The organism is Escherichia sp. MOD1-EC6098, from assembly GCF_002965865.1.
In the GTDB taxonomy this organism is placed as follows: domain Bacteria; phylum Pseudomonadota; class Gammaproteobacteria; order Enterobacterales; family Enterobacteriaceae; genus Escherichia; species Escherichia marmotae.
In genome coordinates this window covers 1-23,521 of the sequence record NZ_PTSN01000006.1, presented here as the reverse complement: position 1 = coordinate 23,521, position 23,521 = coordinate 1, and the positions used below count along the sequence as shown (strand labels likewise).

General features: G+C 49.7%; 20 protein-coding genes. 5 read left to right on the top strand and 15 right to left on the bottom strand.

What is annotated here, in order from left to right:
- The first annotated feature begins 57 nt into the window (after positions 1-57).
- Positions 58-837 (top strand): envelope biogenesis factor ElyC, encoded by a 780-nt coding sequence (gene elyC, locus C0K55_RS08545; protein WP_000899544.1) that lies wholly within the window; start codon positions 58-60, stop codon positions 835-837.
- Here elyC and C0K55_RS08540 read toward each other — a convergent pair.
- The 14 genes from C0K55_RS08540 to C0K55_RS08475 form a co-directional block, all read right to left on the bottom strand.
- Positions 814-1,707 (bottom strand): YcbJ family phosphotransferase, encoded by an 894-nt coding sequence (locus C0K55_RS08540; RefSeq protein WP_000436936.1) that lies wholly within the window; start codon positions 1,705-1,707, stop codon positions 814-816. The genes elyC and C0K55_RS08540 overlap by 24 nt on opposite strands.
- A 152-nt stretch (positions 1,708-1,859) precedes the next feature.
- Complete coding sequence (kdsB, locus tag C0K55_RS08535) at positions 1,860-2,606, bottom strand: 3-deoxy-manno-octulosonate cytidylyltransferase (RefSeq protein WP_000011587.1); 747 nt, start codon at positions 2,604-2,606, stop codon at positions 1,860-1,862.
- Complete coding sequence (gene ycaR / locus C0K55_RS08530) at positions 2,603-2,785, bottom strand: protein YcaR (RefSeq protein WP_000350069.1); 183 nt, start codon at positions 2,783-2,785, stop codon at positions 2,603-2,605. Before ycaR ends, kdsB begins: the two co-directional genes overlap by 4 nt.
- A gap of 51 nt (positions 2,786-2,836) precedes the next feature.
- A complete protein-coding gene (ycaQ, locus tag C0K55_RS08525) occupies positions 2,837-4,069 on the bottom strand; it encodes a crosslink repair DNA glycosylase YcaQ (RefSeq protein ID WP_001516116.1) in 1,233 nt (410 codons plus the stop codon).
- Positions 4,070-4,104: 35 nt separating this feature from the next.
- On the bottom strand, positions 4,105-5,091 hold the full coding sequence (gene lpxK / locus C0K55_RS08520; protein WP_001516115.1) for a tetraacyldisaccharide 4'-kinase: 987 nt from the start codon (positions 5,089-5,091) through the stop codon (positions 4,105-4,107).
- Positions 5,088-6,836, bottom strand: a complete 1,749-nt coding sequence (msbA, locus tag C0K55_RS08515; RefSeq protein ID WP_000551252.1) for a lipid A ABC transporter ATP-binding protein/permease MsbA — start codon at positions 6,834-6,836, stop codon at positions 5,088-5,090. Before msbA ends, lpxK begins: the two co-directional genes overlap by 4 nt.
- Before the next feature lie 36 nt (positions 6,837-6,872).
- Positions 6,873-9,137 (bottom strand): ComEC family protein, encoded by a 2,265-nt coding sequence (locus tag C0K55_RS08510; protein ID WP_061091096.1) that lies wholly within the window; start codon positions 9,135-9,137, stop codon positions 6,873-6,875.
- A 205-nt stretch (positions 9,138-9,342) separates the two neighbouring features.
- Complete coding sequence (gene ihfB / locus C0K55_RS08505) at positions 9,343-9,627, bottom strand: integration host factor subunit beta (protein ID WP_000167336.1); 285 nt, start codon at positions 9,625-9,627, stop codon at positions 9,343-9,345.
- A gap of 159 nt (positions 9,628-9,786) precedes the next feature.
- Complete coding sequence (gene rpsA / locus C0K55_RS08500) at positions 9,787-11,460, bottom strand: 30S ribosomal protein S1 (RefSeq protein WP_105266692.1); 1,674 nt, start codon at positions 11,458-11,460, stop codon at positions 9,787-9,789.
- A gap of 110 nt (positions 11,461-11,570) precedes the next feature.
- Complete coding sequence (gene cmk, locus C0K55_RS08495) at positions 11,571-12,254, bottom strand: (d)CMP kinase (RefSeq protein ID WP_000125014.1); 684 nt, start codon at positions 12,252-12,254, stop codon at positions 11,571-11,573.
- Positions 12,255-12,426: 172 nt separating this feature from the next.
- Positions 12,427-13,191: a metallopeptidase YcaL gene (gene ycaL, locus C0K55_RS08490; protein WP_001516112.1), complete on the bottom strand. Its 765-nt coding sequence runs from the start codon at positions 13,189-13,191 to the stop codon at positions 12,427-12,429.
- Positions 13,192-13,359: 168 nt separating this feature from the next.
- Entirely contained in the window at positions 13,360-14,643 is a 1,284-nt protein-coding gene (gene aroA / locus C0K55_RS08485) for a 3-phosphoshikimate 1-carboxyvinyltransferase (RefSeq protein ID WP_000445220.1), read from the bottom strand.
- Between the two features lie 71 nt (positions 14,644-14,714).
- Entirely contained in the window at positions 14,715-15,803 is a 1,089-nt protein-coding gene (gene serC / locus C0K55_RS08480; protein WP_000057146.1) for a 3-phosphoserine/phosphohydroxythreonine transaminase, read from the bottom strand.
- Positions 15,804-16,000: 197 nt separating this feature from the next.
- Positions 16,001-16,693 (bottom strand): DUF421 domain-containing protein, encoded by a 693-nt coding sequence (locus C0K55_RS08475; RefSeq protein WP_000642842.1) that lies wholly within the window; start codon positions 16,691-16,693, stop codon positions 16,001-16,003.
- A 129-nt stretch (positions 16,694-16,822) separates the two neighbouring features.
- Between C0K55_RS08475 and ycaO the strand changes: the two genes are divergently transcribed.
- The 4 genes from ycaO to pflA all read left to right on the top strand — a co-directional run bounded on the left by ycaO (position 16,823) and on the right by pflA (position 23,116).
- A complete protein-coding gene (gene ycaO / locus C0K55_RS08470) occupies positions 16,823-18,583 on the top strand; it encodes a 30S ribosomal protein S12 methylthiotransferase accessory factor YcaO (RefSeq protein ID WP_001516111.1) in 1,761 nt (586 codons plus the stop codon).
- Positions 18,584-18,989: 406 nt separating this feature from the next.
- Positions 18,990-19,847: a formate transporter FocA gene (gene focA / locus C0K55_RS08465; protein WP_000642551.1), complete on the top strand. Its 858-nt coding sequence runs from the start codon at positions 18,990-18,992 to the stop codon at positions 19,845-19,847.
- Between the two features lie 54 nt (positions 19,848-19,901).
- Positions 19,902-22,184, top strand: a complete 2,283-nt coding sequence (gene pflB, locus C0K55_RS08460) for a formate C-acetyltransferase (protein WP_001292821.1) — start codon at positions 19,902-19,904, stop codon at positions 22,182-22,184.
- Between the two features lie 191 nt (positions 22,185-22,375).
- Complete coding sequence (pflA, locus tag C0K55_RS08455) at positions 22,376-23,116, top strand: pyruvate formate lyase 1-activating protein (protein ID WP_105266693.1); 741 nt, start codon at positions 22,376-22,378, stop codon at positions 23,114-23,116.
- A gap of 142 nt (positions 23,117-23,258) precedes the next feature.
- Here pflA and C0K55_RS08450 read toward each other — a convergent pair.
- Positions 23,259-23,521, bottom strand: a 263-nt coding sequence (locus C0K55_RS08450) for a cellulose synthase subunit BcsC-related outer membrane protein (RefSeq protein WP_172955679.1), incomplete at its 5' end; no start/stop codon positions are given.

The following is a 23,521-nucleotide window of genomic DNA, read 5'->3' as shown; positions in this document are numbered from 1 at the left end:
CTGGTGTAATATCACTGCCGATCCCTCGCTATATGGTTAAAAAAGGAACCAGAAAGGATGCTTTTTACACTGAAAAAAGTGATTGGCGGTATGCTGCTGCCACTTCCGCTGATGTTGCTGATTATTGGTGCTGGCCTGGTGCTGCTGTGGTTTAGTCGTTTTCAAAAAACCGGGAAGATATTTATTAGCGTAGGATGGCTGGCACTTTTGTTATTAAGTTTGCAACCGGTAGCAGATCGTCTGCTGCGCCCCATCGAAAGCACCTATCCGACATGGAACAATGTACAAAAAGTGGACTATATAGTGGTGCTGGGCGGCGGCTATACCTGGAACCCGCAGTGGGCGCCAAGTTCAAATTTAATCAATAACAGTCTGCCACGCCTGAATGAAGGCGTGCGTTTGTGGCGTGAAAATCCGGGATCAAAGTTAATCTTCACGGGGGGTGTGGCAAAAACCAATACGGTGAGTACAGCAGAAGTGGGGGCCAGAGTGGCGCAATCGCTGGGTGTCCCACGCGAGCAGATTATTACGCTGGATTTACCGAAAGATACCGAAGAAGAAGCCACAGCAGTGAAACAGGCAATTGGTGACGCCCCTTTCCTGTTGGTGACCTCTGCGTCTCATTTGCCGCGCGCGATGATCTTTTTTCAACATGCAGGGTTAAATCCGCTACCTGCCCCCGCCAATCAACTGGCGATCGATTCACCGCTTAACCCGTGGGAACGGGCAATCCCGTCTCCGGTCTGGTTGATGCATAGCGACCGGGCCGGTTATGAAACGCTTGGCCGCATCTGGCAGTGGTTAAAAGGTTCATCAGGCGAGCCACGGCAAGAGTGATTTTGATGCCAGATCGAAGTTGCTCCGACTAAACCGTCCGGTATTGACCAGTTGCGCAACTTCATCCCATAACACATATAGCCAACGTCGCCAGATGAACGACTCCGCCACTGGCGCGCGTTGCAGGTAACTCCAGAGTAAATCTTCTGCCAGCGTATTATCCATTAGTCGGAACAGTTCATACTCTCGCGGTGCCCAAAGCATTAATCCCGGCCCGACCATCGCCAGTAGTTGATCGCTGCGCGAATCTTTCAACATGCTACGCAAACAGAAATTGCCGTGAATCAGCACACAATTGTCGTTAAATCCTTCAAATAATGCTGGAAGACATTCGCGGGTGCGGAACAGAATCCGCTTATCCTGCATGGTTAAACCGGTGTTATTGAACTGATTGAGCGTGGTCCATAACACTTCAATATGTTGCCGATACCAGGAGGGCCAGAAATTTTCCTGGGTATTATCCACTGCGCCAACGCAACCGCGACTGTCCTGTCGGTGCCAGGCCAACAGAGCTTCAACAATTTGCTCTTTCAGATGCTCCCAACGTTCCGGTGTACGTGCAGGTGCTTCCACAGAAACACCACGCATCCGCTCCAGTAACAGGACATCGGGGCCTGGGTGTTCTTCATGTGTCATCACACCATAAATAGTTGGCATACGGATAGTCCCGCTGCGCGCCAGCATGGTGGTTTTCCATGCCAACTGTCGTGCTTGCCCTGGCGTACTAAAGCTTCTTGCCAACAGCGGCATTGGGTTTCCCTGGCTGTCATACAAAGCCCACAACGCCGTATTCGCTTTTTCATTGACACACTCAATACGACTGAGTTTTTCACCCAGTAAATGGCTTAATTCGGCACGCAGCTGTTCCATTCAGATTACCCTCATAAAAGCTACTGCCTTCATAATGAGCGCCAATGTAAAAGATGTCACCTGAATGAGATCAATTGTTGAAAAGAAAAATGAGGAAAATCGTAACGGTACGACACTCCCCCGAAAATCGGGTGGAGTGTCGTGAAATTAACTTAGCGCATTTCAGCGCGAACGCGCTCGAGATCTTCAGGGGTATCCACACCTGTACCAGGAACTTCCCGGGCGACAGCAACATGGATTTTTTCGCCGTACCACAGTACGCGAAGCTGCTCTAACATTTCGATGTGTTCTAACGGGCTTGGCTGCCAGTTAACATAACGGCGGATAAAACCTGCACGGTAGCCATAAATACCGAGATGCCGCAGGAAGTTATCACCAACGGTTTCCAGACTTTTTGCAAAACGGTCACGATCCCACGGAATGGTGGCACGTGAAAAGTAAAGCGCATAACCTTCAGCATCAAGAACCACTTTAACCGCATTCGGATTAAAGACTTCTTCCGCATTGTGGATAGGTACAGCCAGGGTAGCCATTCCCACTTCACGCTGGGCGAGATTATCGGCAACCTGACGAATGATTGTTGCAGGGATCATGGGTTCATCCCCCTGCACATTAACAATCACCGTATCGTCACTGAACGCGCATTTTTCGACAACTTCCGCCAGACGCTCAGTGCCTGATTGATGATCGGCGCGCGTCATGCATACTTCACCACCCGCAGCTTCAACGACGCGGGCGACATCGTCATGATCGGTTGCCACGATGATGCGATCGGCACCTGATTCGCGGGCGCGCTCAAGGACATGAACGATCATGGGCTTGCCGTTAATATCGACCAGCGGTTTACCGGGCAGACGCGTAGAAGCGTAGCGCGCGGGAATAATGACCACAAAACTCATGATTTACTCTCATCGGCAGTCAGTACACGGGCTTCCGTTTCCAGCAGAACTGGAATGCCATCGCGCAGCGGGAAAGCCAGGTTATCCAGTTTGCAAATCAGTTCTTGTTTTTCCTGGTTATACCAAAGTTTGCCGTTGCAAACCGGGCAGGCAACGATTTCAAGCAGACGATGATCCATAGTTCCTCCAGATGGATCGGGTTATGAATGCATAAATCTTATCATAATCATTTATGCGTAGGGGGCTATTTCCCAGCCAGTGCGGCAATCGGTAAAAAGATCGGGTGGGCAGCGCCCTAATGTCACTCGCGTCGCCTGCTGCCAGCTAGCAAAATCGGTAATCGCCTGGCGTAACCCTTTTTGAAGAGAAGCTGTCGGTTTGATGCCATCCTGTAACCAGAGGGAGATAACTTCAAGAATGCCCGCCTGGCGATGTATTTTGGCATCCATTCGCCCGACTAATTGCCCACGATGTAGTAACGGCAGAACGAAATAGCCATACTGGCGTTTCGGCGCTGGCGTGTAGCATTCCAGCCGGTAGCTAAAATCAAAAAGTTGCTCTGCACGTTTACGATCCCAGACGACAGGGTCAAAAGGTGACAGTACAGTGCTATGCGTCGCGGTTAGTTTCCCCGCGAGAGCTGTTTCGAGAAGAGGCAACAAGTCAGCATGCAGCCAGAGTTGTCCTAATCTCTCCACATTTATGGGGATAATTTGTTGCTGTTCAGCACATAGATCACGCCAGGCCGACAGTGCAGGACGTTTCAAACGATAATAATCCGCCAGCCACTGTTCGCGGAATATTCCCAGGCAACGCGCGCTGTTATCCAGCATGGCGATTTCTGCTTCTGTTTGCGAAACGAGATCACGCTCATCATCCCAGTGAGGCATGACGCGATGGGTTAGATCATAAACTCGCTGGAAGTTGCGCCGTTCAACTACCATGACTTTTCCGGCAGTAAATAAGCCTTCCAGATGCCGTTTATGGGGCTTCCACTCCCACCAACCGCTTGCCCCTTTTCGGGGATGTTCAAAATCGGCTGAACGTACCGGTCCGTTATCTTGTATGTGCTGAATTAACTGTTCAATTTCTGCTACATGTTCCTGCATCCAGGCGTCTTTGTATTTCCAGCCCATTTTTTCAGGTGCCAGCATTCGGTGGCGAATAAGACGAAAATCGCTACGCGGCATAAAGCAGGCTTCATGCGCCCAGTACTCCATTAATTCGCCACGTGTCAGTGACTCATCCAGCCACTGCGGAGAATAATTACCAAGGCGACTAAAAAGTACCAGATAAGGGCTGCGGGCAACGATATTGATAGTGTCTATTTGTAGCAGGGAGATACGGGAGATAGTTGACAGGATATCTTCTGGCGACGCACGACGGCGGGATTTGTTTAACAGGCCTTGCGCGGCAAGGTGAAGATTACGCGCATCGGCAAGGGAAATATACGGCAGCGTCATCATGGCTCCATCTATTGAACGCTGCCGCGGCGGAATTAGTTGCCAGAAGCCAGCGAGGAAAGTTGCGCAAGCAGTTTCTCTGGTTCATCGCCCGAAAGCTGTGCGTCAACGGGCAAATACCACCAATTTTCTTCTGCAAAGGCCCGGCATTTCACCGCATCTTTTTCAGTCATGATCAGCGTTTGCCCGGCACTTAACAGTGCGCTGACATCCGCATGATTCAAAGACTGATGATCGGCCAGCGGAACACATTTTTCTGGTTGAACACCGCACATCTTCAGCGTGGCAAAAAAGCGCGGCGGGTGACCAATCCCCGCCATTGCTACCACATGTTCAAGTTGTGCAACATCACAACGCGTACCAGTACGCAAATTCACAGCCTGACCCGGCAGCAGATGCATTGGGATTTCACCATTGTGCGGTACACCGCCGTTGACGATTACCGCATCAACCGATTTTAAGCGCCCCGCTCGCTCACGCATTGGCCCCGCGGGCAACCACCAGCCATTACCAAAGCGACGCACACCATCGATGACGACAATTTCTACATCTCGCGCCAGGCGATAATGCTGTAGACCGTCGTCAGTCACGATGAGTTGTACATCAGGATGCTGCGCCAGAATCACTTTTACTGCATCAGAACGTTCGGGAGAAACCGCAACAGGCGCACCAGTGCGCTGATAAATAAGCACCGGTTCATCACCCGCCTGTGCCGTGGTGGTATCTGCCGACAGTAACAACGGATACGACTCGGCCTTACCGCCATACCCCCTTGACACCACACCAACGCGAACACCGCGTTTTTGCAGTTGTTCCACCAGCCAGACAACGACCGGGGTTTTTCCATTGCCACCTGCGGTGAGGTTACCGACCACCACAACTGGCACTGGCGCGCGCCATGCGCGTTTCAATTTTAATTTGTAGCAAAGACGGATTGCACCACTCACCAGGCCATACAGCCAGGAGAGTGGCAGCAACAGCCGCCACAAAGGCGATTCACCAGACCAGATTTTTTCAATCATTGGCCAAACTGCATTTTGTGAAGTTGCGCGTAGACACCACGGTGTTCAAGCAAATCGTTGTGCGTACCGCGTTCCACAATGACCCCGTCCTCGACGACCACAATTTCGTCTGCCTTTTCAATGGTAGACAAACGGTGGGCTATCACCAGTGAAGTACGGTTTTTCTGCAACTCATCCAGCGCCGCCTGAATTGCACGTTCAGATTCAGTATCCAGTGCCGAGGTGGCTTCGTCCAGAATCAGAATCGGGCTGTCACGCAACAAAGCACGAGCAATAGCAATACGCTGACGCTGACCGCCAGAAAGCAGTACACCGTTTTCGCCAATTACCGTATCGAGACCGTTATCCATCTTATTGATAAAGTCCATGGCATAAGCCATACGCGCCGCTTCTTCAATTTGCTCACGGCTGTACTGGTCAGTACGTGCGTAAGCAATGTTGTTGGCAACCGTATCGTTAAACAGATGGACATTCTGCGACACCAGCGCAACCTGATTACGCAATGACGCCAGGGTATACTCGCGTAGATCGTGACCATCCATCAGGATCTCGCCTTCATCGATATCGTAGAAGCGAGTGATTAAACTCGCGATGGTCGATTTACCCGAACCAGAACGTCCAACCAGAGCAACTGTTTTCCCTGCCGGGATTTTCAGGTTGATGTTACGCAAAGCGGGAACTTCACGCCCTGGATAGGTGAAGGTAACATTACGGAATTCCACATCGCCGGTAGCACGCTCAATCTCACGCTTACCTTCGTCTTTCTCCTGTTCACTATCCAGAATGGTGAACAGCGTCTGACAGGCCGCCATACCACGTTGGAACTGGGCGTTAACGTTGGTCAGCGATTTCAGCGGACGCATCAGTGCAATCATTGAAGAGAAAACAACGGTAATCGTACCGGCTGTCAGGCTATCCATCACACTTGGGAAGCTCGCCGCATACAGAACAAACGCCAGCGCCAAAGAAGCGATCAATTGAATGATCGGGTCAGAGATGGACGAGGCGGACACCATCTTCATCCCCTGCAAACGCATTTTGTTGCTGACCTTATCAAAACGCTTCGTTTCCACTTCCTGGCCACCAAAAATCAGCACTTCTTTGTGGCCTTTCAGCATCTGTTCCGCACTGGTGGTCACCTGCCCCATCGTGTTTTGCATGTTTTTACTGATGCTGCGAAAACGCTTCGATACGATACGAATTGCAATCGAGACAATGGGTGCCAGCACAATCAAAATGATCGATAACTGCCAACTGTAATAGAACATCATGGCGAACAAACCAATGATGGACGCACCTTCACGTACAACAGTAATCAGTGCGCCGGAAGATGACGAAGCAACCTGTTCAGAATCGTAAGTAATACGTGAAAGCAGAGTCCCGGTTGACTGTTTATCAAAAAATGAAACCGGCATTCCCATCATATGACCAAACAGGCGACGACGCATGGTCATTACCACTTTGCCAGATACCCAGGAGATACAGTAGCTGGAGATATAACTGGTGATACCACGTAAAATCATCAGCCCAATAACCACCAGCGGCATCCACATCAGCACGGAGCGATCTGTTTTACCAAAGCCATCATCAAGAAGTGGCTTAAGGAGCGATAACATGAAGGTATCGCTGGCCGCGTTGAGGATTAACGCTATGCCCGCCACGATCAGACCCGCTTTAAAAGGCGCAATGGTTGGCCACAGTCGGCGGAATGTCTGCCACGTAGAGAGATCTTTGTCGTTATGCATTCAAAAAACCAGCATTTGTTGAAATAGCCGCATATTCTACCCGTTATCCACTGGCACGCCAAACCACTGATGATACCAACGAGGTAAAATTTGCTCCCTTAGGCTGCGTACCAGCCAACCTTGCGCTGAAAAATCGACGGTTATTTGCCCCTGATGAGGGGTGTCAACCCATTGATATCCCTGAAGTTGATAACGTCTTTTAACTTTACTGGAGGGTAGTCGCCACGCGTTATAGCGCGATGCCGATGCCAGTGCCACTTTTCCATTCACACGCTGAATTAATGGCAATGATGATGAGGTATTACTACCGTGATGGGGCACCTGAAGTAATGTCGCCTGCACATGCTGCCAGTAACGACTTAGCATTTTTTGTTCAGCTAGTGCTTCAATATCACCAGTTAAAAGAATGCTATACATTCCGTCATCAACCTTAACCACACAGGAATGGTTATTTCCTTTATCGTTGCTACCTTGTAAAGGCCAGTGCACACTAAAACGTAATCCTTGCCACTGCCACGCTTCGCCACGCACACAGGGCTGATGATGCTCCCCATTTAAAGGGCTTCTGACCCATAACGTCGGCCAGGTACGTAATATCGAGTCCAGTCCTCCCCGATGATCCAGATGTTCATGGCTAAGAATGACGCCTTCCGGTTCAAGGTTATGCCAGCGTAGCCAGGGGATAATAATTTGTTGCCCGCTGTCGCCCTCCGGCCAGGCAAGTCCCGTATCATAGAGAATCGCTTTGCCATTTCTCGCAATCACCATTGCCAGTCCCTGGCCGACATCAAGCATATACACCTGCCACTCGTCGGGCTGTGGTTTTTGCCACAGCGGCCAGCACATCATAATGCCTCCAGCCACACACACCACTGGCAGTGTTCGCCATACGTTTAGTCGCCATACTATCAACAATAACCAGGGAGAAAATGATAGCCATTGCCAACGTTCAGCAATGTTGATCCATCCTTCCGGCAAACTCTTTAACCCCCAGAAAAGTAAAGCCAAAGACCTGTCGGCAAGCAACCATAATCCTTGCTCCACAATTAATGGTCCGCTTAAATGCACGATCATCGCGGCAAGCGTCAACGGAACAGTAATAAATGTCACTAAAGGAATGGCAAATAGATTTGCTATAAACGAGGTCAGGCTAATGCCATGAAATATGACGATTTGTACAGGCATTAACAGGAGCGTTATTCCCAGTTGCAGATGGATGAGAGAAACCATCGCACGCACTGCAGGTGGCAGCGACCATACCGGACAGGGAAACCACTGATACCAAAAAATAAGCGCCGCCACCGCGGCGGCAGAGAGCCACAAGCTTTGCGAGAGAATGGCAACAGGGTCCATCAGCAATATTACTGCAAGGCAGCATATCCACACATCCCAGCCACTCCATTGTCGACCACTTAACTTAAGCATTCCCCACGTTGCAAGCGCCACTACGGTACGCAATGCGGGAGGTTGCATACCAGTCAACCATGCATAAAAAGCAGCACTGCAAATTCCGCCAATTAATGGTATCTGCCAATGGATCCAACGCCCAGGAAGGAAAATTTGCCCACTGCGAATAAGCCCTGCCGCCAGTAATGCCACAAAAGCAATGTGTAATCCCGATATCGCCATTAAATGCGCTGTACCGGTATTGCGCATAATATTTTTGATTTCTCTGGGTACAGATAACCGTTCACCCATACCTAAACCAAGAATGACCGTTTTCCACGGATAGGGTTGCAGAGACGTTTGTAAAGAGGCCAGATATTGCGCTCGCAGACTACAACTCGCTTCAATGACGCTTGCCTTCAGAAAGCGCCCGGTGAGCGGCTGATGCTGGGCAATGGCATAACGCTGGCTGTCAAAGCCGCCATCATTAAGCTGGCCGTGAACCGCACGAACGTTGAGTTTCATTGACCATTGTTGTCCGGCACAAACTGCTTGCGGCAGATATTCGCCATACAGCACGATGCCTGGCGCAGGGAAAAGACGTCGGCCTTGTAAGTGGGTAATTTGAGCGTAATGAGTGGTCATGCCATCAGTGGCAGTAATCTCGACGATTGCATCCTGCGTCGCACCAGCTAAGGCTTCTCCTACCCACATAACTTGCTTCGCCGCCAGTACGCCCCAAAGAAAAAACAGCAATATCAGCGTGAAATAACGAACAGCTTTAACAGGAATAAATGCCAGTACGCAGGCGAAAGTTGTAAGAACTGCAGTGGCTAACGTCCCGGGTAGTTGCGGTAATACCAGCAGTGGAAAAATCCCACAAATTACGCATACGCTGATCGTCGTTACTTTCATGCACCCCTCCCTGTTTTGGAAAGTGTGCAACTTTGTTCGGCAGTTGTCTGGTGGGTGTTTTGCTTTGCCCGAGGCGCGTTCAGAAGAATTTAACAGGAAGATGAAAACTGTACACAACTCTGCGAGACATCTTCCAGATTCAGATTACAGAAATGAAAAAAGCACCCGACAGGTGCTTTTTTCGCGTTCAAGTTTGTGTAAAAACTCAACCGTAAATATTGGCGCGATCGCGCAGTTCTTTACCTGGTTTAAAGTGAGGAACGTATTTTCCTTCCAGTTCTACTTTATCGCCAGTTTTCGGATTACGTCCGGTACGAGGTGCGCGGTAGTGCAAAGAGAAACTGCCGAAACCGCGGATTTCAATACGCTCGCCCTGCGCAAGAGTCGAGGCCATATGCTCCAGCATCTCTTTTACTGCATCTTCAACCGTCTTGGCGGGAATGTGCGATTGCTGGGTGGCAAGTCTTTCTATCAATTCTGACTTGGTCATGATTCCTCCGGTTCCTTAAAGGCAAATTTAGCGGCTGCTGTTGCTGCATTGATTAAGGGCGGCCGTAGCCGCCCTTAGTGCTTGATTACAGGACGAAACCTGCAATCTGTCAAGTAAACTCAACAAACTTCGGAATAAAAATCCCGAAGAGTCAGAGAATTACTCGCCTTTAGCTGCTTTGAAAGCTTCAGCCATTGCGTTGTTGGAGAAGTTTGCATCTTCCTGTTTGTTAACAGTTGCGATTGCATCTTTCTCGTCAGCTTCGTCTTTCGCACGAACAGACAGGCTGATTGCGCGGTTTTTACGATCAACGCCGGTGAATTTAGCTTCAACTTCGTCGCCAACGCTCAGAACCAGGGTAGCATCTTCAACGCGGTCACGGGATGCTTCAGAAGCACGCAGGTAACCTTCAACGCCGTCAGCCAGTTCTACGGTTGCGCCTTTAGCGTCAACTGCAGTTACTTTACCGGTTACGATAGCGCCTTTCTTGTTCAGAGCAACCCAGTTGTTGAACGGATCTTCTGCGAGCTGCTTAACGCCCAGGGAGATACGTTCACGTTCTGCGTCAACCTGCAGAACAACTGCAGCGATTTCGTCGCCTTTTTTGTATTCACGAACTGCTTCTTCGCCTGCAACGTTCCAGGAGATGTCAGACAGGTGAACCAGGCCATCGATGCCGCCGTCCAGGCCGATGAAGATACCGAAGTCAGTGATAGACTTGATTTTACCTTCAACACGGTCACCCTTGTTGTGGGTTTCCGCGAACTGCTGCCACGGGTTAGCTTTGCACTGTTTCAGACCCAGGGAGATACGACGACGTTCTTCGTCGATATCCAGAACCATAACTTCCACTACATCGCCAACGTTAACAACTTTGGACGGGTGGATGTTTTTGTTGGTCCAATCCATTTCGGAAACGTGTACCAGGCCTTCAACGCCTTCTTCGATTTCAACGAAGCAGCCGTAGTCGGTCAGGTTGGTTACGCGACCAGTCAGTTTAGTACCTTCCGGATAACGTTTAGCGATAGCTACCCACGGATCTTCGCCCAGTTGTTTCAGGCCCAAGGATACACGGGTACGTTCGCGGTCGAACTTCAGCACTTTAACAGTGATTTCGTCGCCCACGTTGACGATTTCGCTCGGATGCTTAACGCGTTTCCAGGCCATGTCAGTGATGTGCAGCAGGCCGTCAACGCCGCCCAGATCAACGAATGCACCGTAGTCAGTGAGGTTCTTAACGATACCTTTAACTTCCATGCCTTCCTGCAGGTTTTCCAGCAGTTGATCGCGCTCTGCGCTGTTTTCGGATTCGATAACGGCACGACGAGAAACAACAACGTTGTTGCGCTTCTGATCCAGCTTGATTACTTTGAATTCAAGCGCTTTGCCTTCCAGGTGCAGAGTGTCACGCACCGGACGAACATCTACCAGAGAACCTGGCAGGAACGCACGAATACCGTTCAGCTCAACAGTGAAGCCGCCCTTAACTTTGCCGTTGATAACACCGGTAACAGTTTCAGCATCTTCGTAAGCTTTTTCCAGCGTGATCCAGGCTTCGTGACGTTTAGCTTTCTCACGGGACAGCAGAGTTTCACCGAAGCCGTCTTCTACTGCGTCCAGAGCAACGTCAACTTCGTCACCTACCTGGATTTCCAGCTCGCCCTGGGCGTTTTTGAACTGCTCAGCCGGGATGGCAGACTCAGATTTCAGACCAGCGTCAACCAGTACTACATCTTTGTCGATAGCAACAACAACGCCACGAACGATAGAACCCGGGCGGGTTTCGATTTCTTTTAAGGACTCTTCAAAGAGTTGAGCAAAAGATTCAGTCATGTTTAATCTTCAGGTTTATATTTAACGTCCACCTGGCTCCGTGCCGGATGGGGTTGTTTAACATACCCGCTGTCATTCCATTGCAGCGGGGGTACTGCAAATTCGGTCGCTTATGCGAGAGCCAATTTTTGGCGCGCGTAGTGTAACGCTTTTTCAATCACTTGCTCAATGCTTAAGGTGGTGGAATCCAACACTAAAGCATCGGCTGCCGGAACCAACGGCGCTACCGCGCGATTACGATCGCGGTCGTCGCGTTCTTTGATCTCGGCCAAAAGGCGCTCAAAGTTAACACTAAAGCCCTTCTCCTGCAACTGTAGCATGCGGCGATGTGCACGTTCTTCTGAGGAGGCGTCAAGGAAAATTTTCACTGGTGCATCAGGGAATACCACCGTTCCCATATCGCGGCCATCGGCAATCAGGCCAGGTAATTCGCGAAATGCGCGTTGGCGACGCAATAATGCTTCGCGAACACGGGGAAATGCCGCGACTTGTGAAGCGGCATTCGCCACTTCCTGGGTGCGAATTTCACCACTGACATCTTCCCCTTCGAGGATCACTTCCAGATTGCCGTTGGTCGATACAAAACGTACATCCAGGTGGGATGCCAGTGGCACCAGAGCATCTTCCGACGCCACATCAACATGGTGATGTAATGCCGCCAGTGCCAGTACGCGATAAATTGCACCCGAGTCCAGCAGATGCCATTGCAACGCTTCCGCCATAGCCTTACACAAAGTGCCTTTCCCTGCACCGCTTGGGCCATCAATGGTAATAACCGGGGCAATTGCCGTCATCTTTATCTCCTTAAAACAGGCGTACCGTTAACATAACCGCGCGCATTATACGCGCCAGCGCCACAAATCGTTAACGTTGTGTGCAAAAACCAGTTTTGTCTGTATTCAGATGGGGATTTATTGCGCAATTATAGCGGGCTGGCGAAAGACCAGCCCGAAAGATGACAATGATTTACTTACCAGAGGCGATACGGTCACGGATGTGTTGTGCACGCTCTGTTGATGGTGGATGAGAGTCAAACATAGACTGGGTACGACCGCCATCCAGGCTGGCCAGTTTTTCAAAGCTACCGACCAGTCCCTGGGTGTTGATGCCACGTTTCTTCAGCAGATCAAAGGAGAAATCATCTGCTTCGGACTCTTTATCGCGGGAGTACTTAGCATTGATAGCGCCTTCTGCGATATCGCCTAATTGTGAACGGGAAAGCTGAGAAGCCACACCGCTGGTTGCGGAAATCGCATCACGTGCGGCAACGATCGCATAAGAGGCTTTCATTTCAGCCAGCGAGTGACCCAATGCAACGTGCCCCAATTCATGGCCCAGAACGCCTTCAATTTCATTGTCGTTCATCATGTCCATCAGGCCACTGTAGACACGAACACAGCCGTTTGCCATCGCCCATGCGTTAACGTCGCTGGTCATATATACCTTATAGTTGACCGGCGTACCGTTAATATTGCTACCCAATGCTTTGGCGATTTTTGCCAGACGTTTACCGTACTTGCTGGATTTGCTAGCGACTTTGTTGCCGCTGTCCATTTCGACACAACCCTGATTGGCAATCGCTTTTGCATCGGCATCGCTTAACGTTACGGCTTTATAGGCATTTAAACCGGAGCTGATAGCCAGATCGGTATTAATACCGTGCGTATTCTGACACCCTGTCAGTAATGCTGCAGAGGTCGCAATCGCCAGCAGTAATTTAGTATTCTTCATGTGAATCATCCGTTGATTAATCATACATAAATATTATGTATCAACAAGTTACATTGACAACTAACGCTACCATTAATACGAATGGCTCACAATGTCCGAAAAAAAACGCCGACAATAAACCGACGTTTTGATAAAGAAAGATCTGTCTATTTATTGCCTGATATTCGTTCAGGCTGGTTGGCTAATACGTTCCAGTTGCTCGAAGTAATCCGGGAATGTTTTAGCCGTACATTTAGGATCAAGAATCGTCACCGGCGTATCTGACAATGCTACCAGCGAGAAACACATTGCCATTCGGTGATCGTTATAAGTGGCGATCCCGGCAAATTTCAGTTTTTCTGGCGGCGTAATGCGAATGAAATCATATCCCTCTTCCACTTCTGCGCCGACCTTACGTAATTCGGTCGCCATCGCAAACAGACGATCCGTCTCTTTAACGCGCCAGTTATAAATATTGCGCAGCGTGGTAGTGCCTTTAGCAAATAGCGCCGTCGTAGCGATAGTCATCGCCGCATCGGGAATATGGTTCATATCCATGTCGATAGCGTTCAGTTCACCACGCGTGCAGGCAATATAATCATCGCCCCAGCTAATGGTCGCCCCCATTTTTTCCAGTACGTCAGCAAAGCGAATATCACCCTGCATACTGTTGCGTCCAATGCCAGTCACTTTTACCGTACCGCCTTTAATCGCTGCTGCAGCGAGAAAGTAAGACGCCGAGGATGCATCCCCTTCCACTAAATAGTGGCCCGGTGACTGATAAGATTGACCGCCTTTTACTACAAATTGTTGATATTGCTTATTTTCAATCTCAACACCAAACGTCTTCATCAGGTTGAGCGTGATATCGATATAAGGTTTAGAAACCAGATCACCTTTAATCCGAATAACCGTATCTTCCGGCGCAAGCGGTGCGGTCATTAATAGTGCGGTGAGGAACTGACTGGAAACAGAGCCATCAACTTCGACATTGCCGCCAGTAAAACCACCCTGTAAACGCAACGGTGGATAATTTTCTTGTTCCAGGTAAGCGATTTTTGCCCCGCCCTGGCGCAGCGCATCGACCAGATGACCGATCGGGCGTTCTTTCATACGCGGTTCACCGGTCAGGACAATATTATTGCTTCCCAGACAAAGTGCCGCCGCCAGAGGACGCATCGCTGTCCCCGCATTACCGAGAAATAACTCCAGCGCACTTTCTGCGTGTAATGGACCGCCGTTACCGATAATTTCGCAACGCGTACGATCAGCAGAAAGCGTATAGCTCACCCCCAACGCCTGCAGTGCATTCAGCATATGGCGAACATCGTCGCTATCCAGCAGATTGGTTAATACGGTTTTGCCGTGTGCTAATGCCGCCAGCAATAAAGCGCGGTTAGAAACGCTCTTGGAACCGGGCAGATTAATGGTGCCATCAACACGGGCGATGGGTTGTAACGTCAGGGATTCCATGAACTCAACTCTCTACAACAGAAATAAAAACCCCACAGTCTGGCTGTGGGGGATTAAGCAAAATTTCGGCATTAGCCGTGACGGCGTTCGAACTCAACCATGAAGTCTGTCAGCGCTTTAACACCTTCCAGCGGCATGGCATTATAAATAGACGCGCGCATTCCGCCGACCACACGGTGACCTTTCAACGCATGAAGGCCCGCAGCGAAAGACTCTTCGAGGAACAACTTGTCAAGCGCACTGTCCGCCAACTGGAACGGCACATTCATCCGCGAACGGTTATCTTTTGCGACATCATTACGATAGAAATCGCTGTTATCTATTACGCCATACAGCAGTTCTGCTTTTTGCTGATTGATGTTGTCCATTGCAGCCACACCGCCGTTCGCTTTCAGCCATTTGAAGACCAGGCCAGATAAGTACCAGGCAAAGGTCGGCGGCGTATTAAACATGGAATCGTTATCGTTAAGGATGGAGTAATCCAGAATCGACGGGCATGCGATATTCGCTTTACCCAGTAAGTCTTCGCGAACGATGACGATCGTCAGGCCAGCCGGGCCGATATTTTTCTGCGCGCCAGCGTAAATCACGCCGTAGCGGCTGACATCAATCGGGCGGGAAAGAATCGTTGAAGAGAAATCGGCAGCGACTACCACATCTTTACCAAAGTCTGGCGTTTCATCGATGGCAATACCATCGATAGTTTCATTCGGGCAATAATGCATATAAGCAGCATTATCAGAGAGTTGCCATTCACGCATTGGCTTAACCGCGCGCAAACCATCAACAGTCACTTTGGCGTCAAACACATTTGGCGTGCAGTATTTTTTCGCTTCTTTGATGGCGCTTGCCGCCCAGTAGCCGGCATCAACATAATCTGCAGTGGTTTTATCACCGAGAATATTCAGCGGTACAGCCGCAAACTGACCCCGACCGCCACCATGGCAGAACAATACTTTATAGTTGGAGGGGACGTTAAGAAGATCGCGAAAATCCTTCTCGGCTTCCTCTGCAACCTGAATGAATTCTTTGCCGCGGTGGCTCACTTCCATCACCGACGTACCAAGACCGTTCCAGTCGCGCAGTTCCTGTTGAGCCTGTTTAAGCACCTCTGCCGGTAGCATTGCCGGACCAGAACTAAAATTGAAGATTTGAGCCATTTCCCCTCACCACGTTGCGTTGTTATTGACCCACGGTAATCGATTGCGACCCTGGGTAATACGTTATTCCTGTGACTATCGGTTTTATCATTCAGTGACGCGCGTCGCAATGGGTAAAACTGTTGCGGGTAAAAATGTGGCCCGCGTCACACAACAGAATATCTCGGATTCTAGTCAAAAAGCCGCTGTTTTTGCTGTCAGGTCACCCGTTTTACCCGACTTGCCTTCGTCCATTCTGGATTTGCACAGCGGGGACATAATTGTTTTTCACCTGCTTCCATATGAATGATTTCACTGCAACGGATACAGGCGTAGTCCGCCGACTCCGGCACCACTTTATAACGCTGAGTACAATCACTGGGTAAAATAAGTAATCCCGGTTTCACCTTTTCATCTTCAAAGAAATAGACGCTGATTTGCCCGTTGGTTTCAAGAATAGCCAGACGAACCTGTCCCAGTTGTTCCACACCACGCAACCGTAGCTCCATAAAAAACTCAAATTCCGTCATGTTGGAGTTATTAAGTTTCGACCAGGCCAGCTCACCATCTTCAATAATGACAACCGGCTTACCCTCCAACAGATCTTCCAGTTTTTCACTGTGCGCCATCGACCACATCACCAGGCGATATAACAACGCCAGAGTAATAAAGACAATAAGTACCGGGATCATCGGCACATCGTCATAAAATGCCACATCCCCAGCCGCCGACCCTAGTGTCAAAATGATTAACACTTCAAACAGCGACATTTGCCGCACGCCGCGTCTTCCGGTCATTTTGAGGAACAGAAAGACCAACACAAAGGTATAGAGACTGCGTAGGGCAACTTCGCCAAGGAAATCAAAAGGCACTTTATCGAATGCCATACGGTGGAGATCGAACGCCTTCATTTTTATGCTCTTATCGTGGTTTATCCACTAAAAGCATAGTCAACAGTTCATCGGCATGGCGGCGGTGATAGCGCCTTTGAGATAAAACCCGTATTATTGCGCGCTTTCCGTACGACTAAAGTGATTTTCATGACACAAACATTTATCCCCGGCAAAGATGCCGCTCTGGAAGATTCCATCGCTCGCTTCCAGCAAAAACTCTCCGACCTCGGTTTTCAAATTGAAGAAGCTTCCTGGCTGAATCCGGTGCCTAACGTCTGGTCTGTACACATCCGCGATAAAGAGTGCGCGCTATGTTTTACCAACGGTAAAGGCGCAACCAAAAAGGCGGCGCTGGCTTCTGCCCTCGGTGAATATTTCGAGCGTCTCTCTACTAACTACTTTTTTGCTGATTTCTGGCTGGGCGAAACCATCGCCAACGGCCCGTTCGTGCATTATCCCAACGAAAAATGGTTCCCACTGACCGAAAACGACGATGTGCCGGAAGGCCTGCTTGATGACCGTCTGAGGGCATTTTACGACCCGGAGAATGAACTGACCGGCAGTATGCTGATTGATCTGCAATCCGGTAATGAAGATCGCGGTATTTGCGGCCTGCCGTTTACTCGCCAGTCCGACAATCAAACCGTTTATATTCCGATGAATATTATCGGTAACCTGTATGTTTCCAACGGTATGTCCGCTGGTAATACCCGCAACGAAGCGCGCGTCCAGGGATTATCCGAAGTTTTTGAACGCTATGTGAAAAACCGCATCATCGCTGAAAGCATCAGCCTGCCAGAGATCCCGGCTGATGTGCTGGCACGTTATCCGGCGGTGGTTGAAGCCATCGAAACGCTGGAAGCGGAAGGTTTCCCAATCTTTGCTTATGATGGTTCGCTTGGCGGTCAGTATCCGGTGATCTGCGTGGTACTGTTCAACCCGGCTAACGGCACTTGCTTTGCCTCTTTCGGCGCACATCCTGATTTTGGCGTTGCACTGGAACGTACCGTGACTGAACTGCTGCAGGGCCGCAGTTTGAAGGACCTGGATGTATTTACTCCGCCAACCTTCGACGATGAAGAAGTAGCTGAACATACCAACCTCGAAACGCACTTTATTGATTCCAGCGGTTTGATCTCCTGGGATCTGTTCAAGCAGGATGCCGATTATCCGTTTGTCGACTGGAATTTCTCCGGCACCACTGAAGAAGAGTTCGCCACGCTGATGGCTATCTTCAATAAGGAAGGTAAAGACGTTTATATTGCTGATTATGAGCATCTGGGTGTCTACGCTTGCCGTATTATCGTGCCGGGCATGTCCGATATTTATCCGGCAGAAGATTTGTGGATGGCGAATAACAGTATGGGCAGCCATTTACGAGAAACGATTCTGTCGCTGCCAGGCAGTGAATGGGAAAAAGAAGATTACCTGAACCTCATCGAGCAACTGGATGAAGAAGGTTTTGACGATTTTACCCGCGTACGTGAGCTGCTGGGTCTGGCAACGGGGTCGGACAACGGCTGGTATACCCTGCGTATCGGTGAACTGAAAGCCATGCTGGCTCTGGCTGGTGGCGACCTGGAACAGGCTCTGGTCTGGACCGAATGGACGATGGAGTTTAACTCATCGGTGTTCAGCCCGGAGCGCGCGAACTATTATCGCTGCCTGCAAACCTTACTGCTGCTTGCTCAGGAAGAAGATCGTCAGCCACTGCAATATCTGAACGCGTTTGTTCGCATGTACGGTGCTGATGCGGTAGAAGCTGCCAGCGCAGCCATGAGTGGCGAAGCCGCGTTTTATGGCCTGCAACCGGTAGACAACGATCTACATGCGTTTGCCGCACATCAGTCACTGCTGAAAGCTTACGAAAAACTGCAACACGCCAAAGCGGCATTCTGGACAAAATAAAATCAAATAGCCTACGCAATGTAGGCTTAATGATTAGTCTGAGTTATATTACGGGGCGTTTTTTTAATGCCCCGCTTTACATATATTTGCATTAATAAAATAATTGTAATTATAAAGTTAAATATCGGTAATTTATATTTAATAAATACGATCGATATTGTTACTTTATTTGCCTGATGCCCCCCTTTTAATTAACTGTTTTAGCGGAGGATGCGGAAAAAATTCAACTCATTTGTTAATTTTTAAAATTTATTTTTATTTGGATAATCAAATACTTACTCCGTATTTGCATAAAAACCATGCGACTTACGGGCCTATAAGCCAGGCGAGATATGATCTATATCAATTTCTCATCTATAATGCTTTGTTAGTATCTCGTCGCCGACTTAATAAAGAGAGAGTTAGTGTGAAAGCTGACAACCCTTTTGATCTTTTACTTCCTGCAGCAATGGCCAAAGTGGCCGAAGAGGCAGGTGTCTATAAAGCAACGAAACATCCGCTTAAGACTTTCTATCTGGCGATTACCGCCGGTGTTTTCATCTCAATCGCATTCGTCTTCTATATCACAGCAACCACTGGCACAGGCACAATGCCCTTCGGCATGGCAAAACTGGTTGGCGGCATTTGCTTCTCTCTGGGGCTGATTCTTTGTGTTGTCTGCGGTGCCGATCTCTTTACTTCTACCGTGTTGATTGTTGTTGCCAAGGCGAGTGGGCGTATCACCTGGGGCCAGTTGGCGAAAAACTGGCTGAATGTCTATTTTGGCAACCTGGTCGGCGCGTTGTTATTTGTACTTTTAATGTGGCTTTCCGGCGAGTATATGACCGCCAATGGTCAATGGGGGCTGAACGTCCTACAAACCGCCGACCACAAAGTGCACCATACTTTTATTGAGGCCGTCTGCCTCGGTATCCTGGCTAACCTGATGGTATGCCTGGCGGTATGGATGAGCTATTCTGGCCGCAGCCTGATGGACAAAGCGTTTATCATGGTGCTGCCGGTCGCGATGTTTGTTGCCAGCGGTTTTGAGCACAGTATCGCAAACATGTTTATGATCCCGATGGGTATTGTAATCCGCGACTTCGCTACACCGGAATTCTGGACCGCTGTCGGTTCAGCACCGGAAAATTTTTCTCACCTGACCGTGATGAACTTCATCACTGATAACCTGATTCCGGTTACGATCGGCAATATTATCGGCGGTGGTTTGTTGGTTGGGTTGACATACTGGGTCATTTACCTGCGTGAAAACGACAACCATTAATGGCTGTCGAAGTACGCAGTAAATAAAAAATCCACTTAAGAAGGTAGGTGTTACATGTCCGAGCTTAATGAAAAGTTAGCCACAGCCTGGGAAGGTTTTACCAAAGGTGACTGGCAGAATGAAGTAAACGTCCGTGACTTCATTCAGAAAAACTACACTCCGTACGAGGGTGACGAGTCCTTCCTGGCTGGCGCTACTGAAGCGACCACTACCCTGTGGGACAAAGTAATGGAAGGCGTTAAACTGGAAAACCGCACTCACGCGCCAGTTGACTTTGACACCGCTGTTGCTTCCACCATCACCTCTCACGACGCTGGCTACATCAACAAGCAGCTTGAGAAAATCGTTGGTCTGCAGACTGAAGCTCCGCTGAAACGTGCTCTTATCCCGTTCGGTGGTATCAAAATGATCGAAGGTTCCTGCAAAGCGTACAACCGCGAACTGGATCCGATGATCAAAAAAATCTTCACTGAATACCGTAAAACTCACAACCAGGGCGTGTTCGACGTTTACACTCCGGACATCCTGCGTTGCCGTAAATCCGGTGTTCTGACCGGTCTGCCAGATGCTTATGGCCGTGGTCGTATCATCGGTGACTACCGTCGCGTTGCGCTGTACGGTATCGACTACCTGATGAAAGATAAACTGGCACAGTTCACCTCTCTGCAGGCTGATCTGGAAAACGGCGTAAACCTGGAACAGACCATTCGTCTGCGCGAAGAAATCGCTGAACAGCACCGCGCTCTGGGTCAGATGAAAGAAATGGCTGCTAAATACGGCTACGACATCTCTGGTCCGGCTACCAATGCTCAGGAAGCTATCCAGTGGACTTACTTCGGCTACCTGGCTGCTGTTAAGTCTCAGAACGGTGCTGCAATGTCCTTCGGTCGTACCTCCACCTTCCTGGACGTGTACATCGAACGTGACCTGAAAGCTGGTAAAATCACCGAACAAGAAGCGCAGGAAATGGTTGACCACCTGGTCATGAAACTGCGTATGGTTCGCTTCCTGCGTACTCCGGAGTACGATGAACTGTTCTCTGGTGACCCGATTTGGGCAACCGAATCTATCGGTGGTATGGGTCTCGACGGTCGTACGCTGGTTACCAAAAACAGCTTCCGTTTCCTGAACACCCTGTACACCATGGGTCCGTCTCCGGAACCGAACATGACCATTCTGTGGTCTGAAAAACTGCCGCTGAACTTCAAGAAATTCGCCGCTAAAGTGTCCATCGACACCTCTTCTCTGCAGTATGAGAACGATGACCTGATGCGTCCGGACTTCAACAACGATGACTATGCTATCGCTTGCTGCGTAAGCCCGATGATCGTTGGTAAACAAATGCAGTTCTTCGGTGCGCGTGCAAACCTGGCGAAAACCATGCTGTACGCAATCAACGGCGGCGTTGACGAAAAACTGAAAATGCAGGTTGGTCCGAAATCTGAACCGATCAAAGGCGACGTCCTGAACTACGATGAAGTGATGGAGCGCATGGATCACTTCATGGACTGGCTGGCTAAACAGTACATCACTGCACTGAACATCATCCACTACATGCACGACAAGTACAGCTACGAAGCCGCTCTGATGGCGCTGCACGACCGTGACGTTATCCGCACCATGGCGTGTGGTATCGCTGGTCTGTCCGTTGCTGCTGACTCCCTGTCTGCAATCAAATATGCGAAAGTTAAACCGATTCGTGACGAAGACGGTCTGGCTATCGACTTCGAAATCGAAGGCGAATACCCGCAGTTTGGTAACAACGATCCGCGTGTAGATGACCTGGCTGTTGATCTGGTAGAACGTTTCATGAAGAAAATTCAGAAACTGCACACCTACCGTGACGCTATCCCGACTCAGTCTGTTCTGACCATCACTTCTAACGTTGTGTATGGTAAGAAAACCGGTAACACCCCAGACGGTCGTCGTGCTGGCGCACCGTTCGGACCGGGTGCTAACCCGATGCACGGTCGTGACCAGAAAGGTGCTGTAGCTTCTCTGACTTCCGTTGCTAAACTGCCGTTCGCTTACGCTAAAGATGGTATCTCTTACACCTTCTCTATCGTTCCGAACGCACTGGGTAAAGACGACGAAGTTCGTAAGACCAACCTGGCTGGTCTGATGGATGGTTACTTCCACCACGAAGCGTCCATCGAAGGTGGTCAGCACCTGAACGTAAACGTGATGAACCGTGAAATGCTGCTCGACGCAATGGAAAACCCGGAAAAATATCCGCAGTTGACCATCCGTGTATCTGGCTACGCAGTACGTTTCAACTCGCTGACTAAAGAACAGCAGCAGGACGTTATTACTCGTACCTTCACTCAATCTATGTAATTAGATTTGACTGAAATCGTACTGTAAAAAGCGTACAATAAAGGCTCCACGAAAGTGGGGCCTTTTTTAGCAAGAGAGCCTTTTTTGTCAGCTATCTATACTTTAAGGTGACTGCCAAAACAGACTCGACGTAGCCTTCGAGCTGCGCACCAACACGGCCTCAGATGGGCCACATCTGGAGAAACACCGCAATGTCAGTTATTGGTCGCATTCACTCCTTTGAATCCTGTGGAACCGTAGACGGCCCGGGTATTCGCTTTATCACCTTTTTCCAGGGCTGCCTGATGCGCTGCCTGTATTGTCATAACCGCGACACCTGGGACACGCATGGCGGTAAAGAAGTTACCGTTGAAGATTTAATGAAAGAGGTGGTGACCTATCGCCACTTTATGAACGCTTCAGGTGGCGGCGTTACCGCATCTGGCGGCGAAGCAATTCTGCAAGCTGAGTTTGTTCGTGACTGGTTCCACGCCTGCAAAAAAGAAGGCATTCATACCTGTCTGGACACCAACGGTTTTGTTCGTCGTTACGATCCGGTGATTGATGAACTGCTGGAAGTAACCGACCTGGTAATGCTTGATCTCAAACAAATGAACGACGAGATCCACCAAAATCTGGTAGGCGTTTCCAACCACCGAACGCTGGAGTTTGCCAAATATCTGGCGAACAAAAATGTGAAAGTCTGGATCCGTTATGTCGTAGTACCTGGCTGGTCTGACGACGACGATTCCGCCCACCGTCTTGGTGAATTTACCCGTGATATGGGTAACGTCGAAAAAATCGAACTCCTCCCCTACCATGAGCTGGGCAAACACAAATGGGTGGCGATGGGCGAAGAGTACAAACTCGATGGCGTGAAACCACCGAAGAAAGAGACCATGGAGCGCGTGAAAGGCATTCTTGAGCAGTATGGTCATAAAGTGATGTTCTAAAACATCACGTGCAGGTTGAATTTCGCCCTGCAATTTTGGCTCCCCTCCTGTTAGTGATAATCAGTAAGCCAGCGTTAGGAGCATTCTCAACGCTGGCTTGCTCGACTTAATTTCCGCGTCGTAATCTTCTGATTCTAGCTCGTTACCAGTCGGCGTAAGGTATCAGCGGCTGCAGCGGTAAATCCATGTCGCCCTGCCATCCGGCGGCGGAATACCGCACATAGAGCAGGAAATGACTGGGCGCATAATCTTTCGCCTGCTGGATATCGATTGCCGTACCGACAAACCAGTTGGATGTGACGCGGCGTTCAAGTAATGCCCGCGCCGTGTAGCCAAAGCCCTGACTGCTGCCACCGTCGTTGGTCTGGCCGGCTGCATCGTCTTTCCAGTCAGTCGGGATCAGGT

What these genes read in the sequence shown, in the direction of transcription:
- elyC (WP_000899544.1), top strand. Translation starts at nt 58, where the DNA reads ATGCTTTTTACACTGAAAAAAGTGATTGGCGGTATGCTGCTGCCACTT.
- C0K55_RS08540 (WP_000436936.1), bottom strand. Translation starts at nt 1,707, where the DNA reads ATGGAACAGCTGCGTGCCGAATTAAGCCATTTACTGGGTGAAAAACTC.
- kdsB (WP_000011587.1), bottom strand. Translation starts at nt 2,606, where the DNA reads ATGAGTTTTGTGGTCATTATTCCCGCGCGCTACGCTTCTACGCGTCTG.
- ycaR (WP_000350069.1), bottom strand. Translation starts at nt 2,785, where the DNA reads ATGGATCATCGTCTGCTTGAAATCGTTGCCTGCCCGGTTTGCAACGGC.
- ycaQ (WP_001516116.1), bottom strand. Translation starts at nt 4,069, where the DNA reads ATGACGCTGCCGTATATTTCCCTTGCCGATGCGCGTAATCTTCACCTT.
- lpxK (WP_001516115.1), bottom strand. Translation starts at nt 5,091, where the DNA reads ATGATTGAAAAAATCTGGTCTGGTGAATCGCCTTTGTGGCGGCTGTTG.
- msbA (WP_000551252.1), bottom strand. Translation starts at nt 6,836, where the DNA reads ATGCATAACGACAAAGATCTCTCTACGTGGCAGACATTCCGCCGACTG.
- C0K55_RS08510 (WP_061091096.1), bottom strand. Translation starts at nt 9,137, where the DNA reads ATGAAAGTAACGACGATCAGCGTATGCGTAATTTGTGGGATTTTTCCA.
- ihfB (WP_000167336.1), bottom strand. Translation starts at nt 9,627, where the DNA reads ATGACCAAGTCAGAATTGATAGAAAGACTTGCCACCCAGCAATCGCAC.
- rpsA (WP_105266692.1), bottom strand. Translation starts at nt 11,460, where the DNA reads ATGACTGAATCTTTTGCTCAACTCTTTGAAGAGTCCTTAAAAGAAATC.
- cmk (WP_000125014.1), bottom strand. Translation starts at nt 12,254, where the DNA reads ATGACGGCAATTGCCCCGGTTATTACCATTGATGGCCCAAGCGGTGCA.
- ycaL (WP_001516112.1), bottom strand. Translation starts at nt 13,191, where the DNA reads ATGAAGAATACTAAATTACTGCTGGCGATTGCGACCTCTGCAGCATTA.
- aroA (WP_000445220.1), bottom strand. Translation starts at nt 14,643, where the DNA reads ATGGAATCCCTGACGTTACAACCCATCGCCCGTGTTGATGGCACCATT.
- serC (WP_000057146.1), bottom strand. Translation starts at nt 15,803, where the DNA reads ATGGCTCAAATCTTCAATTTTAGTTCTGGTCCGGCAATGCTACCGGCA.
- C0K55_RS08475 (WP_000642842.1), bottom strand. Translation starts at nt 16,693, where the DNA reads ATGAAGGCGTTCGATCTCCACCGTATGGCATTCGATAAAGTGCCTTTT.
- ycaO (WP_001516111.1), top strand. Translation starts at nt 16,823, where the DNA reads ATGACACAAACATTTATCCCCGGCAAAGATGCCGCTCTGGAAGATTCC.
- pflB (WP_001292821.1), top strand. Translation starts at nt 19,902, where the DNA reads ATGTCCGAGCTTAATGAAAAGTTAGCCACAGCCTGGGAAGGTTTTACC.
- pflA (WP_105266693.1), top strand. Translation starts at nt 22,376, where the DNA reads ATGTCAGTTATTGGTCGCATTCACTCCTTTGAATCCTGTGGAACCGTA.